Here is a 15,154-nt window from a genome sequence, read left to right as displayed (position 1 = left end):
TTATTTTTTCAGGTGGCGGACAATCTTGGCAATGATGGCAATGAAGAACCACAACGGTGCCGCGAGCATGAGCAACAGGCCAAAGATCCAAACAAGCCTCTCGCTTCCCGTGATACTCGCCACACCCATACCCACAATCGGTACGCCAAGAACAAAGAAGGCAATCCAGCCCATGTTCGATTTACCGCTTCCAGAGCGTTTCGTTACCAGGTGAATTAGCGCAGCTCCCGCGAGAAGGAACGTGATGATCGCTTGGTATTCGCTGTTCATGTTGGTTTATTAATTGCGCAGGCCCCGCTGCTATTTATTGGCGTCGACAACAGAAATGCCTGGGCCCGAACATTCGGGAAGCTTGAATGGCCGGGATAGTGTAAATGAAATATGCCGCTTGAAAGCGGCCTTTGTAAAATCCTTTGGCGGATACAGCATCCCAACTTCTGCTCTCCCTCGCGCGCCAAGAAGCCAAGCTCGCAATGGCAATCCGCGGCAGTGAGAATTACTACTTCATTGATCGAATCATGCGTCGCCACTGGTCCGCTATGGCCCGACAGGTGGGGCTTGGCGCCCGCGTCGCTGAGGAGCTCATTGAGGAGGTCTTGGTCCACGCGCCCGTAGTTGCTGAAGCAGTTTGGGACATGCTCCCTCCAGGGTACCCAGGAGACGTTGCAGATAGCATTCTCTCCGGGATGCTGGCCCAGTGCGATCGACTCGCCAATATACCGCGTGGTTAAACTTGCTGGCGCAGGTACGGGAATAATACAAATGAAAAGGGCCGCTCGAACGCGGCCCTTATAACATCTGTGGCGGAGAGAGGGGGATTCGCCCCCCCCTGGATATTCCCCTTACTTCCCATACTTTAGCCCACAAATAAGCCCACGGAACGGGGGCCTTGACGTCAGGCAGTTCGCGCCGTAATCAGTTTGCGATCGAGCAGGACTGCAATTCCCTAACTCTGCGTCTTTCTAACGGGTCATCAAACCTCAGAACGACCAGATCACCAGCAATGTCCACCGAATCCAGGATTTAGAGGTGAGTTATTTGCTCGACCTGTTTGGCATTCAGGAAGTTGAGCGAATATATATCTCGTACGAGTCCGTCTTGCAGTGTCTGCACTTGTCGATGCCACTTGTTCAGCGAATTGTTCCCCACAGATATGCTCGTGCCCAAGATGCCACGTTTGATTCGCGGCTCGCTAACTGGGTCATGGTCATGCGGAAGTTCGATTAGGTAACCGTAATCAATTTTGTGCATCGCCAATAGCTGCCTAACCATTTCAACAGCAGCATCCACAGCGTTCGGCTCATACAACCACAGCACAATCTCGACAAAGGCAGCGCTATACGGTGGGGCCTCAAAAAAGCTCACGTGCAATCCGCCATGGTCCTCGTGGACTCCGGTATAACCGTGGTATGCCGAATGCCCCTTTTTTTGGAGTTTCGATAGAAAGGACTTCAGGCCTACAGTGCGACCTTTCGCTATTCCGTAAGGGCCATCAATATCGAAGTCTTCGGGCAAAGTTCCTGTCACGCTTTTCCAAGCGGCAAAGACACCTTTGAGCAGTTGCGGGCGTTGGATGTAGTCGTCGCCCTGCTTTTGAAGCGCGTAAAGCCGAAGAGTCGTTATCGGCGGCTTTTTCTTGAATAGATTGAACATGGCGAATGTTTGGTCCGGGAGGACTGATCAGGTAGATGCGAGGGAGTTCCCTGCATTTACGATCCGCTCAAATTGCTCCGCACTTTGTAGCACGTCAGCAAACGACGGAACTGCCCCAAATATCATTCCTGCCATAGCGGCATAATCGCGGTGCAATTCATCTCGCATCGCTGCACTTGGGACCAAGGTAAACGTGCCTGGCGCGGCGCTATCCAATCCAAGATCCGCACTTCCGAAGAAGAGCCTTGCATGCGATGCACAATCAGCCGCCAACGCATGATCGGCCTGCCAGTCATCTTTCAAGTTGGCCTGCATTAGTTGATGCACATCGTAGTAGTGTCGCGATACGCGCTGGCCTCCTTGCCTGAGTTCCCCGCGTCGGTCGTGCCACTGCCGCAAGCCATGAAGGATCATTACTTTATCCCAGAAGGTTCGTTCAGGCTTTACAGTAATGACCTTCGATACGGCTAGCTCGATATCGGAAAGATCTTCGTTCACATATGGAGTTACCGTAGCTGCGGTATGAGGATCAAGTGCTGACTTTGCACCTGCCTCAATTTTTACGGCGGAACGAATATAGTCCCCACCATCGTTTGCAACAGGCGGATACCATAATAATAAAGTCTGTCCGTCAGGGTCGTCCTGGTCAAGCTCGACCTGGAAGCGATCTTGCGGCATTACGTTCGCAGCAATTTGGTTGAGTTGCTCCGCCATCGGCCCCGCAATGAATGCCTGGCACGCTTGCCTAATTGCGGCAAGGCGCATGCGGCGCTGCTTTCCACTTAAAGCATCGAGGTCTGCGACTTAGGCAGGCTGCCCCAAGTCGTCACGAAACACCGTGATGTCGATATCCTCGGAAAATCGCGATATCAAGCCGAACGCTTTCGAAAGTGAGGTTCCGCCTTTGAATAACAGGCGTGGCCCCTCCTTACTGAGGCCGTTGAAAAGCGCGTCCAATGTCCAGGAAACCCAGAAGTCCTTTTCGACATTTTGTACGGCTGTGCCAAGTCGCGCAGCCGCTCCAAGAAACAATTCTCGCCGATCGTTATCGCTCGCAGTGATAACCTCATTGAACGCCGAGTTCAAATTGCCTCTCCCTGCTTATCACTGGCAGGCCGGCTTCCAGTTGCCGCAATATGCGAATCGAACTCTGGGATTTCGCGAAGCAGATTTTGCATCCAGCCTGGCAACACGCTAAATCCTTCGTGCAAATCGTGACGGATTGCATCGCCATGAGCTGGATCTTTCAAAATCTTGCCGAGCTTCGCAAGGATCTTTTGCCGTTCGGTGGGGAGCATGTCCTTCAGCCAGTGCAGCGCCTGTACGACGCGCATGGCAGGCCGTCCCGCCCAATAAAGACGGCTAGGCGCCGTTAGTTTAAATTCGATGACCAACTTTTCCAATTGAATGGATCGACGGCGTGAATCCGTGTGGATGGTCACGCGCGCTGGTACGGCATCAGTCAAGCCAAGGTCGTTAGCAGCAGTCATACCGTCTACAAGGAGACGAGCTTGGTTTTGCCGTGCGATAGCTTCTGCAACCGCACGGTAGTCAGGAGACGCCAATCGCTTGGTCAAGCGGTTGACTTTAGGGCGGTCGTATAAGCCCCTATCAATCCGCCGCAGATCCCCTGCTTGCACCATCCGTTGCAAGGTCTTGTCGATGGCATCACGGCCGCCAAGATGAGCGAAATCGTTTGGCACCCAGACGTGACCTGGGCTTGCTTTGCTTATCAAAGCGAATATCGCAGATTTGAGCTCGGACATTCGGGCCTCCTGTCCGATAATTATATACATTTTCCGGACAGACCAACTCTTGCGCCGTCCGAAAAATGTAGTCTTTTTTCGGACAATTTCCAACTCCACAAAACTTCAGAAGTCTACAGGACGCAGGATCGAGAGGATCGAAATATAACCGCAAAAAAAAACGCCCCATAACTGGGGCGCTTCTTTGAATTCTTGGCGGAGAGAGGGGGATTCGAACCCCCGATAGGCTATGAACCTATACACGCTTTCCAGGCGTGCGACTTCAACCACTCATCCACCTCTCCAAGCTCTCACTCATCGCGAGAGGCCCGAATTATAGCAGGGTTCGCGGGGAGTGCAAAGACTTTCTGATTAAAACCGCACGACCGGTAAACCGGTCGGATGGCCGCCCGCCTGACCCGCCGGGTCAGGCACCGTCTACTCATAGTTACGAGGTTTCTTTCAGTTGCTCGAGGATGGCTGGATTTTCCAAGGTGGAGACGTCCTGGGTGATCGTTTCGCCTTTGGCCAAGACTCGCAACAGGCGGCGCATGATCTTGCCGGAGCGGGTCTTCGGCAGGTTGTCGCCGAAGCGGATCTCTTTCGGCTTGGCGATCGGGCCGATCTCCTTGCCTACCCAGTTGCGCAGTTCGGCGGCGATCTGCTTGGCTTCGTCGCCGGTCGGGCGAGCGCGTTTCAGCACCACGAAGGCGCAGATCGATTCGCCGGTGGTTTCGTCCGGCTTGCCGACAACGGCAGCTTCCGCCACCAGCGGGTTGGCGACCAGCGCGGATTCGATTTCCATCGTGCCCATGCGGTGGCCGGACACGTTCAGCACGTCGTCGATACGGCCGGTGATGGTGAAGTAGCCGGTTTCGGCGTTGCGGATCGCGCCGTCGCCGGCCAGGTAGTATTTGCCGCCCAGTTCTTCCGGGAAGTAGCCGGACTTGAAGCGGTCCGGATTGCCCCAGATGGTGCGGATCATCGAAGGCCATGGGCGCTTGACGACCAGGATGCCGCCGCTGCCGTTCGGTACGTCATGCCCTGCTTCGTCCACGATGGCGGCCATGATGCCTGGCAGCGGCAAGGTGCAGGAGCCTGGAACCATCGGGGTGGCGCCTGGCAGCGGGGTGATCATGTGGCCGCCGGTTTCGGTCTGCCAGAAGGTGTCGACGATCGGGCACTTCTCGCCGCCGACGTTCTTGTAGTACCACATCCAGGCTTCCGGATTGATCGGCTCACCTACGGTGCCCAGCAGGCGCAACGAGGAGGTGTCGAAGTTCTTCGGGTGGGCTTTCGGGTCCACGTCGGATGCCTTGATCAGCGAGCGGATCGCGGTCGGTGCGGTGTAGAAAATATTGACCTTGTGCTTGGCGATGGTTTCCCAGAAGCGGCCGGCGTGCGGGAAGGTCGGGATGCCTTCGAATACTACCTGGGTCGCACCGGCGGCGGTCGGGCCGTATGCGATATAGGTATGGCCGGTGACCCAGCCGATATCGGCGGTACACCAGTACACGTCTTCCGGCTTGAGGTCGAAGGACCACTTCATGGTCAGCGCAGCCCACAGCAGGTATCCCCCGGTTGAATGCTGCACGCCTTTCGGGGTGCCGGTGGATCCCGAGGTGTAGAGGATGAACAGCGGGTGCTCCGCGTCCACCCATTCAGGCTCGCAAGTCGCGGCCTGGCCTTCGACCAGGTCGTGCAGCCAGATGTCGCGGCCTTCGGTCCAGGCGACATTGCCGCCGGTGCGCTTGTACACCACCACGTTCTTGATGGTGTCGCAGCCGCCCATGGCCAGGGCTTCGTCGACGATGGCTTTCAGCGGCAGTTGCTTGCCGCCGCGCAGTTGCTCGTCGCAGGTCAGCACGGCGACAGCGCCGGCGTCGATGATGCGCTCCTGCAGCGACTTGGCAGAGAAGCCGCCGAACACCACGGAGTGGGTGGCGCCGATACGGGCGCAGGCCTGCATGGCGGCCACGCCTTCAACGGACATCGACATGTAGATGACGACGCGGTCGCCCTTCTTGATGCCGCGCGCCTTCAGGCCGTTGGCGATCTTGCAGGTCTTGTCGTGCAGTTGCTGGTAGCTGACGCGGGTCACCTGGCCGTCGTCGGCTTCGAAGATGATCGCGGTCTTGTCGCCCAGGCCGTTCTTGATATTGCGGTCCAGGCAGTTGTAGGAGACGTTCAGCTTGCCGTCTTCGAACCATTTGTAGAACGGCGCATTGTCTTCGTTCAGCGTGCGGGTGAAGGGAGTTTGCCATTCCACGTGCTCGCGCGCCAGGCGTGCCCAGAAGCCTTCATAGTCGCGTTCCGCTTCGTCGCACAGTGCTTTGTAGGCGGCCATGCCCGATACTGCGGCATTTTCGACGAATGCGGCTGGCGGCGCAAAAATCCGCGATTCCATTGGTCCCTGTTGGTCGGCGCCCTGGTTGGTCATGCTTGTCTCCGGTTAGTGATGGTTTGCTTGCAACAATAGAGCTTGTCGCTTACTGCGCCCTTACATTATTCAAGGCGCTACTTTTGCCATTTTAATCACTTCCTGGCCCTCTGGTACAGGCGGGGCGGGCAGCACGCGGTCGACCAGCAATACCAGTTTGCGGCGCGTCCATCCTCCCAGGCCGCGCTCCAGCAGCCAATGCGAAGCCGATGCAAGCGGGATCGCCAGCAACAGCGCGAGATAGACCTCATTCCAGCTTCGCGTGTGCAGGTAGTGCTGATCCAGCCAGCGGGTCAAGACCACTTGGCCAAGAAAATGTGTGAGGTACATCGAGTAGGAAACGTTGCCGACCCATTGCAGCGAATGCGGCATGCGCAGCTTGACCGTTTTGCTGGCGATGGCCAGCGCCAGCAACATCAGCGCCAACGGCCAGCCCCACCCTGCCGGCCCGTGGAAGCCGCCCGCGCCGGACCAGCCCCACCACAGCACGAAGCCTGTACTGCAAAACACTGCCTGCCAGGCCAGCGCCGCATTGGGAAAGCGGATGCTCGGGTTCAGGTAAAGCAGCCCGATCGCCATGCCGGCCACGAATTCCCAGATGATCGGGTTGGTCATCAGGTGCAGGTAAGGCGTATCGAACATCAGGTACTGGCGCACGTCCAGCGTTGGCCCGCCCGCCGTCATCGGAAGCACGACAAGCGTCACCGCCAGCCAGCTCGCCAACACCAGCCAGCGCAAGCGGCCAGCAAGCATGCTGATGCCGAACACCAGGTAGAAGTACATCTCGAATGCCAGCGTCCACGCCAGCGGGAACACCAGGCCAAAGAACGGTGCATCCTGCAGCGTCACCGGGCGCATGGTCAGGGAACGGAACAGCGCCTGCAGGCGCTCGGGATCGTCGAAGAACCACAGGCCGTCGCGCTTGATGAAGATCCACGCCAGCGTCACCACGACGTAGGCAGGCCAGATGCGCGCAAAGCGCTTGACCGCGAACAGCGCCGCATCGCGCGGCCCGCCAGCGTCGCGAGTGGTGTACACCATGATAAAGCCGCTGACCAGGAAGAACAGGTCCACGCCCATCGCCCCTGGCAGGAACAACGCTGTGGCCAAGCCTTCATCCGGCGTGCCGTCCAGGAAAAACCGGCCATGTGTCAGGACCACCAGCAGCACGGCGATCCCGCGCAGGCCCTGCACCCAATCGAGCTTCATATTCTTTAAACAAATTAGACAAACTGGCAATGTAGCACAGCCCGGTCGCTACAGTGGTGCCCTTGCGCGTGTAGAATATCGGCTGTTTTTCAAACGCTTGATCGATAACCGAAGATGACTGAACCACTGAACTCCAACGGCAAACGCCTTAGCCCTATTCCCGCCTTCATCTTCATGTCCCGCTGGCTACAGCTTCCGCTGTACCTGGGCCTGATCCTGGCGCAGTGCGTCTATGTGTTCCATTTCTGGGTCGAACTGAAAGACCTGATCGGCGCCGCGCTGGGTAACGAAGCGTCGCTGCAGCACATCCTGCAGGCGATCACGGTGCCGGGCGCCGAAGCGCCGAAGAAGCTGACCGAAACCACCATCATGCTGGTGGTCCTGGGCCTGATCGACGTGGTCATGATTTCCAACCTGCTGATCATGGTGATCGTCGGCGGCTACGAGACCTTTGTCTCGCGTATGCACCTGGAAGGCCATCCGGACCAGCCGGAGTGGCTGTCGCACGTGAACGCTTCCGTGTTGAAGACCAAACTGGCCACCGCCATCATCGGCATTTCGTCGATCCACCTGTTGAAGACATTTATCAACGCGCAGCTGTACGACGAAAAAACCCTGATCGCGCAAACCCTGATCCATTGTGTATTCCTGATGTCGGCGATCGCGATTGCCTACACCGATCGCATCACCACCCTGACGCACCACGATTCCAAGCAACACTAATTAGCCAACGAGCCAATCATGACCATCATCAAGCAAGACGACCTGATCGAATCTGTTGCCGCCGCGCTGCAGTACATCAGCTACTACCACCCAGCCGACTACATCCAGCACCTGGCACGCGCGTACGAAGCCGAGCAAAGCCCGGCCGCGAAAGATGCGATCGCCCAGATCCTGACCAACTCCCGCATGTGCGCGGAAGGCAAGCGTCCGATCTGCCAGGACACCGGCATGGTGAACGTCTTCCTGAAGATCGGCATGGGCGTGCGCTTTGAAGGCTTCAAGGGCACCGTGACCGACGCCGTCAACGAAGGCGTGCGCCGCGCGTACAACTTCGCCGACAACAAGCTGCGCGCCTCCATCGTGGCCGACCCGCACTTCGAGCGCAAGAACACCAAGGACAACACCCCGGCCGTGGTCCACATGGAACTTGTGGAAGGCAACACCGTGGAAGTAGCCGTGGCAGCCAAAGGCGGCGGCTCTGAGAACAAGACCAAGTTCGTGATGCTGAATCCATCCGACTCGCTGGTTGACTGGGTGCTGAAGACCGTGCCGCTGATGGGCGCCGGCTGGTGCCCGCCTGGCATGCTGGGCATCGGTATCGGCGGCTCCGCCGAGAAAGCCATGCTGCTGGCCAAAGAGTCGCTGATGGAAGACATCGACATGTTCGAGTTGAAGAAGCGCGGTCCGCAGAACAAGCTGGAAGAACTGCGTATTGAACTGTGCGACAAGATCAATGCCCTGGGCATCGGCGCGCAAGGCCTGGGCGGCCTGACTACTGTGCTGGACGTGAAGATCAATATGTACCCGACCCACGCCGCATCCAAGCCGGTCGCCATGATCCCGAACTGCGCGGCCACCCGCCACGCCCACTTCGTGCTGGATGGTTCCGGCCCATCCTACATCGAGCCGCCGAAGCTGTCCGACTGGCCCGATGTCACCTGGGCTGCCGACACCGAGAAATCCAAGCGCGTCGACCTGAACACCCTGACCAAGGAAGAAGTGGCGTCCTGGAAGCCGGGCCAAACCCTGCTCCTGAACGGCAAGATGCTGACCGGCCGCGATGCCGCCCACAAGCGCATCCAGGACATGCTGGCCAAGGGCGAGCAACTGCCGGTGGACTTTACCAACCGCGTGATTTACTACGTCGGCCCGGTCGACCCGGTCGGCGAAGAAGTCGTCGGCCCAGCCGGCCCGACCACCGCGACCCGCATGGACAAGTTCACCGACATGATGCTGGAAAAAACCGGCCTGATCTCCATGGTCGGCAAGGCTGAACGCGGCCCGACCGCGATCGAATCGATCCAGAAGCACAAGTCGGCTTACCTGATGGCCGTTGGCGGCGCTGCTTACCTGGTGTCGAAAGCGATCAAGGGCGCCAAGGTAGTCGGCTTTGAAGACCTGGGCATGGAAGCGATCTATGAATTCGACGTGGTCGACATGCCTGTCACCGTTGCGGTCGATTCCACCGGCACTTCCGTTCACAACACCGGCCCGAAAGAGTGGCAGGTGAAGATCGAGTCCCTGAAAGCGGCGCAGCCGGCATAAATGGTCCATCCGATCCCCTCCTCCGCCGACGCGCCGATCGGCGTTTTTGATTCCGGCGTCGGAGGGCTCTCCGTGCTGCGCCATATCCACGCGCAGCTGCCGCACGAGCACGTGATGTACTTCGCCGACTCCGCCTTTGCGCCCTACGGTGCAAAGACGGACGAATGGCTGGTGCAGCGCGCGATTGCGGTGACGGCCTTCCTGCTCGATCAGGGCGCGAAGGCGCTGGTGGTGGCCTGCAATACCGCGACCGTGGCTGCCATCAAGGCAGTGCGCACCGCCTACCCTTCCCTGCCGGTGGTTGGCGTGGAACCGGGCCTGAAGCCTGGCGCTGCGGCTACCCGTAATGGCACCGTCGCCGTGCTGGCAACGGCAAGCACGCTGCGCGGCGAGAAGTTCCTGGCGCTGCGCGAGCAGATCTCCGGCACCAACGGCACGCGCTTCCTGCTGCAGCCATGCGTCGGCCTGGTGGAACGCATCGAACAGGGCGACCTGACCGGCGCAGAAACGGCGGCTATGCTGAAGGGCTATGTGGAGCCGCTGCTGGAACAAGGCGCGGATACGCTGGTCCTCGGCTGCACCCACTACCCGTTTGTGCGGGAAGCCATCGCGCAGATGGTTGCGGAGCGCGGCGATGCCACGCCGGTCACCCTGATCGACACCGGCGACGCCGTGGCCCGCCAACTGGCACGCCTGCTGGAAGGCGCCGGCCTGCTGCGCCCCGGTGGCACGCCAGCCCACCTGCACGGCTACACCAGCGGCAACGCGGCAGCCTTGCAGCAGCAGTTTGCCAATCTGCTCGGCCTGCATCCCGAGGTCAAATCCGTGGTCGTTTGAAATATATTTGCCAGATTATCGGAGTCCCTATATAATCTCGGCTCTGTCGCGCTACGGGGCGATAGAAAGCAGTTTCAGTGGTGGCTGTAGCTCAGTTGGTAGAGTCCAGGATTGTGATTCCTGTTGTCGTGGGTTCGAGCCCCATCAGCCACCCCAAAAATTCCAAGTAAATCAAAATCTTACGGAGATTGATTTATTTCACGAAGTGAAATTTCCAAGGCAATGCGGAATTTTCCAATATAGTGAATGATTAAGCCGGCCTCTAGGTCGGCTTTTTTCATTTGCGCGCTTACGGCACATCGGTGATTATTTTTCAGTCGTAGCTGAGCTGAATCAACACGCACTTGGCGATTCAATGAAATTGTTGGATCAGGAGGACGCCATGAGTGATCGACCAGATTTCGCCACATCAGCCGCCATTGAATTGGCACTTCTCATGCCGCGTAGGCAAGCTGCCTTCTATATGAGCAGAGCCCATGTACCGCTTGCCGTAATAGCCAGGGTTCTCGATCAGCGCGGCCGACGGCGCGCTACAGACTTCCTGTGTTCAATGGGCGCCGGCCAGCGAGAACTTCTCGCGGCGGATACTCGGAGATGGACGTAATAAGCCATCGGTCGAGTACAATGATCGGCTATTGGCGGCCAATAGCGGAAACCGAGAATAGAGATGAATGCACAAGATTTTATTGAAGCGGTAAAACTGGTTGTCCGGGATGGCGCGGCGGAAGGCGTTTTGTCGATGGCTGAGAATCCCCCAGGACGTGGCGTTACCACCGAGGCGAAAGCTCGCGCTCAATGGCTGAAGTCTCTAAGCCATCATGACAGAGAGCAGGTTCTTAAACTCGTTGAAGAGGGCGTGGACAGCGCAATTTTTGGGTTACTGTGTGTGATAGACGGGGTGCGTGCGGTGGAGGACTGTGGCGACAAGGGTTCCTTCGAACTTCACTACGTAAAACATGGCCTCTCAACACCTCTGAATCCAGAAAACTTGATTTTCCTGCATGATCTATTCAATTAGCGCAAATGTGCTGGTGCTTGGCGTATGGCGCTTGGCTGTCGGAAGAATGGACTGAAATCGGCCAGCAGCAGACATTCCGAAAAAGTCATTTCTCTTATAAGTTATCAGGACGATATTTTAGTGAACCGAACGCAAGTCATCGAGCGATTGAAACTCGGAAGAAATGTGGAGGCTGAGCTTCACAATGATTGCATTGGAGTTAGGACTTTTATTGAGGTGAGGCCCATCGTTGATGAGGACCGTGGCACTCTTCAAATGGCAGGACCGGGAGCCGAACCGCAATTGGTGCGAAGAGTTGCCAATGAGGATGTGATTCGAGAATACAGGATTCGACGTTGCTCGTTGCGCCCAGGATGGGAAGCCTGCGAAGATGATTGGGACCATTTCCTTCTTGAACAGGTCTGGAGCACATGCAATACCATTGATGACTTAGAGACCACACTGTTCCAGCAGTTCGGCATTAATTTGGAGGAACTATGTCTACCGGGCACGACAGATTCTCCACTTTGAATCTTATGCCAGCCCAACTTTTTTTTTGGATTCTGGCCGAGTACGCAAACGGCCAATAGCAGTCGTCCCGAAGGAGCCCCAAAATGCTTAGCGCTGTAGAGTGCCGTACACTTGCCGAGGAGTATCTGCTTCGGTTAGCCCAACAGTGGGGAGAAGAGTCAGTGCTGCTGCCTTCTCCATTTGAGACATCAGCCACTTTCGCTTATTTCTATAACACGCCGGAATTCCTCGCGACAGGTGACTACATCTACGCGTTAGGAGGCAATGCGCCAATCATGGTGAGCAAGTTGACTGGTGAGATCAAGGAAGCAGGAACCGCTCTTCCAACCGAACACTATGTTCGCGAGTTTGAGGCCATGTATGGGAGGTCGGCTTAGGGAGACAGCGATCTGTTCTGCAGGTGGCAGTTGACCGTCGAGTACAATCGTCAGTGAGCGGCCACGAGCAGTCATTAGCCAGCTGCAGGTAGAGACACAAAATTGTTGAGGGTAGATTTGCATGCACCAATGTCCCAAGTATCTCTTGTTGTTTGCCCTGACGCACTTTGCAGCGCTGCATGCATTCGCGTCCGTTCCGCCTGATCTCAAAGAGCCCACAAGGGCGGAATTGAGGGAACTTGGTTTCAAATATAAAATTCGGAAGGGCGAGGTCAATTCGACGATCGATTTGCACTTCCCTGAAAATGTGCGCGCCGGCCAATTCGCTTTAGCGCCTTATATTACCGAAATTGTCGTGAAAGACTCCGCTGGAGAAGTGATCGCAGAGTCTACTAACTGGATTTCCGATAACCGATTTAAGACAGTCGTCGCCTCGTACAATCACAAGGTATCTGATGTAGCCATATCGATCACCTATGCATGCACCAAGAGGGGCGAAAATGGCTGCTATGGAGCCACCACAATTAGTATTCCATCGGTTTCAAAATTCATCAACGCTAACCCTGATTTGGTAAACTTGCGGCCGAAATGCCGAAACGTTACAAGTACCGTGGTCGACTGCACGAAATATGAGCATCCCGAATACCCTTGAGCTGCGATGATGCGTTGGCCGTCGACGGCCAAAAGCCGACCTACGCAATCACTTGAGGATGAAAATGACGGAAGAAGAGTGCTTGAGGATTGCTGAAGACTATTTGTCGTCGCGTACCATTGCACATACACGACCTGGACGAATTCAAAGAAAAGAAAATGCACGATGGGAGGCAGTTTTTTCCATTCCAGAGACAAGCGACCCGTCTGTGGCCACAGTCGACCCTCTATAGTGGCCCCCGAAATTGAGACGGTGGTTTAAGCTGTCGTCCGCGAAAGGATGATAGCAAATGAGTGAAGGCAAAAAACGCAGGGTGCATACGGCAGAATTCAAGGCCAAGGTGGCTCTGGAGGCTGTGCGCGGGGTGAAGACGGTCACGGAAATCGCGCAGGAGTACGGTGTGCATCCGGTGCTTGTCGGTCAGTGGAAGAAAGAGATCTTGGAGAATGCCGGCACCCTGTTCGACGTCAAGCGCGGCCCCAAACCGGTCGATGAAAGCAGCCCCGAGGATAAGCTGTATAGCGAGATCGGCAAGCTGAAGATGCAGGTGGATTGGCTTAAAAAAAAGCTAGGGGAATGAGTCCGGCGGAGCGAGCACGGTGGATCGAGCGGGACGACGATATGCCGCTGACGATGCAGTGCGAGCTGGCAAGCATTCCGCGCTCTTCGGTCTATCGACGGATGGAAGCTGCGGTGCGTGAGCAATGTCTGACCGAAGAGGATTGCCAACTGCGCGCGCTCATCGACGAGGAGTACACGAATCGGCCGTTCTATGGCAGCCGGCGCATGGTGGTGTTCCTACGAAGGCGTGGTTACTGCATCAATCGCAAGCGTGTTCAGCGCCTGATGCGCGAGATGGGTTTGGCAGGCATGGCGCCGGGGCCGGCGACGAGCAAGCCGCACCCAGAGCACAAGGTCTACCCGTATCTGCTGCGGGGTGTGGCGGTCACGCGGCCAAACCAGGTGTGGAGCACAGACCTGACGTATATCAGGCTGGCGCGGGGCTTCGCCTACCTGGTGGCGGTGATTGACTGGTATAGCCGCAAGGTGCTGTCCTGGCGCATCAGCAATAGCATGGACGCGTCGTTCTGCGTGGACTGCCTGGAGGATGCGCTGCGCCACCATGGCAGGCCGGAAGTGTTTAACAGCGACCAGGGCTCGCAATTTACCAGCACGGCCTTTACTGCTGTGCTGAAACGCGAAGGCGTAGCGATCAGCATGGACGGCCGCGGGCGGGCACTGGACAACATCTTCGTGGAGCGCCTGTGGCGCAATGTGAAGTACGAGGACGTGTACTTGAAAGGGTATGCCAACATGGCAGAGCTGATGGTGGGACTGGCGCAGTATTTTGCGTTCTACAACGCAGAGCGCCCGCATCAGGCACTGGGTTATGAAACGCCGGATCGCGTCTACAGGTCGGGGATCGGTGGCGGCGCACTGATCATCGATAAATTTGGCGACGATGACGGCGAGCAGAAAAATGCTGGAATGACGGGGCAGCGCCGTGCAGCTGTGGAGTTGGAAATGGGCACAGCTTAAACTAAGCGGCAAAGTGTCTTGACTGATGGGTCCACTTTACTCCTGACGTGCGCGTATGGGTGCTGCTTCTGAGTCGTGAAGTCGAATGGATTCACCAAATGTAAACTCCAGTCATGTGGCCGAGTACAATCGGCCATCAGCCGCCGCTCGCATCTGGTTTCCGAGTTTTTAAAATACGACGAACGAATGACTTCAGAAGTTTCGATTTATAGGCACTTTGGGGACTTGGCGCAATTCGCCATTGTTTGCGCTCATGATCCGTTTGGAAGTGAGCCACACCACGTGTTTGGCAGAATGTGTATTCGCGCAGGCGATAAGGTACTAGGCGATTTTGACGAACCGGCCTGCATGCTGAACGTGACTGCGAGCCACCTTCAGGCAATCCTGGAGCGTATTCCACAGATGGATGGTGCCATTTTCCAGGGGCAGAGCGATGCGCTCGCATGGGACATCATCGACAATGCGCTATACCTTGACGATGACCGCTCTACAGAAGAAATTGTCGCGGATTCAAAGCGCTTTTTCCGATACGACTTTCTGACCAACGGCGGTGAGTCGTTCGACAATTCGAAATCCTTCATAGTTCGAGACGGGGACAGTGTACGATTGCTTTTTAAGACAGGCGATGATGATGCTTTAGAAAGCATGAACGTGGAAGTCGGGACATTTTGCGCAGTTGTTCGAGGGTTTCTTGACTGGATTGATCAAGGCGGCAACTAGTGACCAACTCGACGGCATGCGGATTCTTCTTGACGTTTGCATTGAGTCACCTACTAGCGATTTCATCTGCAACTGGAATTGGTTTGCTGATTAAAGTGGACCCATCAGTCAAGACACTTTGCCGGGTAATTTAAGCTGCGTCCATTTCCAACTCAACAGCTGCTCGGCGCTGCCCCGTAGTACCTT

At 56.6% G+C, this 15,154-nt stretch carries 14 protein-coding genes, 2 tRNA genes and 1 pseudogene; 10 read left to right on the top strand and 7 right to left on the bottom strand.

Translation table 11 applies throughout. The features are described 5' to 3' along the window. The 7 genes and pseudogenes from BM269_RS25665 to BM269_RS25630 form a co-directional block, all read right to left on the bottom strand. The gene (locus tag BM269_RS25665) at positions 1-270 is read right to left on the bottom strand and encodes a hypothetical protein (protein ID WP_090444204.1); all 270 of its coding nucleotides are present in this window, start codon (positions 268-270) and stop codon (positions 1-3) included. Between the two features lie 753 nt (positions 271-1,023). Next, a complete protein-coding gene (locus BM269_RS25655; protein ID WP_090444199.1) occupies positions 1,024-1,653 on the bottom strand; it encodes an acyl-CoA-binding protein in 630 nt (209 codons plus the stop codon). A 27-nt stretch (positions 1,654-1,680) separates the two neighbouring features. Beyond that, positions 1,681-2,610: pseudogene (locus BM269_RS25650) on the bottom strand (nucleotidyl transferase AbiEii/AbiGii toxin family protein). A 125-nt stretch (positions 2,611-2,735) separates the two neighbouring features. Beyond that, positions 2,736-3,419, bottom strand: coding sequence for a DUF6088 family protein (locus tag BM269_RS25645; protein WP_090444458.1), 684 nt, complete (start codon positions 3,417-3,419; stop codon positions 2,736-2,738). A 193-nt stretch (positions 3,420-3,612) separates the two neighbouring features. Further along, positions 3,613-3,703, bottom strand: a tRNA-Ser gene (locus tag BM269_RS25640). 143 nt (positions 3,704-3,846) lie between these two features. Further along, positions 3,847-5,838 (bottom strand): acetate--CoA ligase, encoded by a 1,992-nt coding sequence (acs, locus tag BM269_RS25635; protein WP_090444196.1) that lies wholly within the window; start codon positions 5,836-5,838, stop codon positions 3,847-3,849. Positions 5,839-5,907: 69 nt separating this feature from the next. Next, positions 5,908-7,047: an acyltransferase family protein gene (locus tag BM269_RS25630; protein WP_090444192.1), complete on the bottom strand. Its 1,140-nt coding sequence runs from the start codon at positions 7,045-7,047 to the stop codon at positions 5,908-5,910. Positions 7,048-7,161: 114 nt separating this feature from the next. Between BM269_RS25630 and BM269_RS25625 the strand changes: the two genes are divergently transcribed. The 10 genes from BM269_RS25625 to BM269_RS25585 all read left to right on the top strand — a co-directional run bounded on the left by BM269_RS25625 (position 7,162) and on the right by BM269_RS25585 (position 14,968). After that, positions 7,162-7,770, top strand: coding sequence for a TIGR00645 family protein (locus BM269_RS25625; protein ID WP_090444190.1), 609 nt, complete (start codon positions 7,162-7,164; stop codon positions 7,768-7,770). Positions 7,771-7,788: 18 nt separating this feature from the next. After that, positions 7,789-9,315, top strand: a complete 1,527-nt coding sequence (locus tag BM269_RS25620) for a fumarate hydratase (protein WP_090444187.1) — start codon at positions 7,789-7,791, stop codon at positions 9,313-9,315. Continuing rightward, the gene (murI, locus tag BM269_RS25615) at positions 9,316-10,152 is read left to right on the top strand and encodes a glutamate racemase (protein ID WP_090444184.1); all 837 of its coding nucleotides are present in this window, start codon (positions 9,316-9,318) and stop codon (positions 10,150-10,152) included. Between the two features lie 80 nt (positions 10,153-10,232). Next, positions 10,233-10,308 (top strand) — tRNA-His (locus BM269_RS25610). 511 nt (positions 10,309-10,819) lie between these two features. Next, on the top strand, positions 10,820-11,170 hold the full coding sequence (locus tag BM269_RS25600) for a hypothetical protein (RefSeq protein ID WP_090444178.1): 351 nt from the start codon (positions 10,820-10,822) through the stop codon (positions 11,168-11,170). A gap of 24 nt (positions 11,171-11,194) precedes the next feature. Next, complete coding sequence (locus BM269_RS29555) at positions 11,195-11,680, top strand: hypothetical protein (protein ID WP_170860485.1); 486 nt, start codon at positions 11,195-11,197, stop codon at positions 11,678-11,680. Between the two features lie 83 nt (positions 11,681-11,763). After that, positions 11,764-12,057 carry a hypothetical protein gene (locus BM269_RS25595; RefSeq protein WP_090444173.1) on the top strand — a complete coding sequence of 98 codons (294 nt, stop codon included), beginning with the start codon at positions 11,764-11,766 and terminating at the stop codon, positions 12,055-12,057. Between the two features lie 148 nt (positions 12,058-12,205). After that, on the top strand, positions 12,206-12,709 hold the full coding sequence (locus BM269_RS29250) for a hypothetical protein (RefSeq protein ID WP_139232871.1): 504 nt from the start codon (positions 12,206-12,208) through the stop codon (positions 12,707-12,709). A 289-nt stretch (positions 12,710-12,998) separates the two neighbouring features. Next, positions 12,999-14,248 (top strand): IS3 family transposase gene (locus BM269_RS25590; RefSeq protein ID WP_229204801.1). Its coding sequence is split into 2 segments (ribosomal slippage): positions 12,999-13,284 and positions 13,284-14,248, totalling 1,251 coding nucleotides; the frame shifts between segments, so codons are not numbered across the junction. A gap of 186 nt (positions 14,249-14,434) precedes the next feature. Beyond that, positions 14,435-14,968 carry an Imm42 family immunity protein gene (locus tag BM269_RS25585; protein ID WP_139232870.1) on the top strand — a complete coding sequence of 178 codons (534 nt, stop codon included), beginning with the start codon at positions 14,435-14,437 and terminating at the stop codon, positions 14,966-14,968. The last annotated feature ends 186 nt before the right edge of the window (positions 14,969-15,154 follow it).

This window comes from Duganella sp. CF458 (assembly GCF_900113115.1).
Classification (GTDB): Bacteria; Pseudomonadota; Gammaproteobacteria; order Burkholderiales; family Burkholderiaceae_D; genus Rugamonas.
Note: the sequence above shows the minus strand (reverse complement) of the source record. Positions and strands in the feature narration are given on the sequence as shown.

What these genes read in the sequence shown, in the direction of transcription:
- BM269_RS25630 (WP_090444192.1), bottom strand. Translation starts at nt 7,047, where the DNA reads ATGAAGCTCGATTGGGTGCAGGGCCTGCGCGGGATCGCCGTGCTGCTG.
- BM269_RS25595 (WP_090444173.1), top strand. Translation starts at nt 11,764, where the DNA reads ATGCTTAGCGCTGTAGAGTGCCGTACACTTGCCGAGGAGTATCTGCTT.
- acs (WP_090444196.1), bottom strand. Translation starts at nt 5,838, where the DNA reads ATGACCAACCAGGGCGCCGACCAACAGGGACCAATGGAATCGCGGATT.
- BM269_RS25645 (WP_090444458.1), bottom strand. Translation starts at nt 3,419, where the DNA reads ATGTCCGAGCTCAAATCTGCGATATTCGCTTTGATAAGCAAAGCAAGC.
- BM269_RS25600 (WP_090444178.1), top strand. Translation starts at nt 10,820, where the DNA reads ATGAATGCACAAGATTTTATTGAAGCGGTAAAACTGGTTGTCCGGGAT.
- murI (WP_090444184.1), top strand. Translation starts at nt 9,316, where the DNA reads ATGGTCCATCCGATCCCCTCCTCCGCCGACGCGCCGATCGGCGTTTTT.
- BM269_RS25585 (WP_139232870.1), top strand. Translation starts at nt 14,435, where the DNA reads ATGACTTCAGAAGTTTCGATTTATAGGCACTTTGGGGACTTGGCGCAA.
- BM269_RS25665 (WP_090444204.1), bottom strand. Translation starts at nt 270, where the DNA reads ATGAACAGCGAATACCAAGCGATCATCACGTTCCTTCTCGCGGGAGCT.
- BM269_RS25655 (WP_090444199.1), bottom strand. Translation starts at nt 1,653, where the DNA reads ATGTTCAATCTATTCAAGAAAAAGCCGCCGATAACGACTCTTCGGCTT.
- BM269_RS25620 (WP_090444187.1), top strand. Translation starts at nt 7,789, where the DNA reads ATGACCATCATCAAGCAAGACGACCTGATCGAATCTGTTGCCGCCGCG.
- BM269_RS25625 (WP_090444190.1), top strand. Translation starts at nt 7,162, where the DNA reads ATGACTGAACCACTGAACTCCAACGGCAAACGCCTTAGCCCTATTCCC.
- BM269_RS29555 (WP_170860485.1), top strand. Translation starts at nt 11,195, where the DNA reads ATGGCGCTTGGCTGTCGGAAGAATGGACTGAAATCGGCCAGCAGCAGA.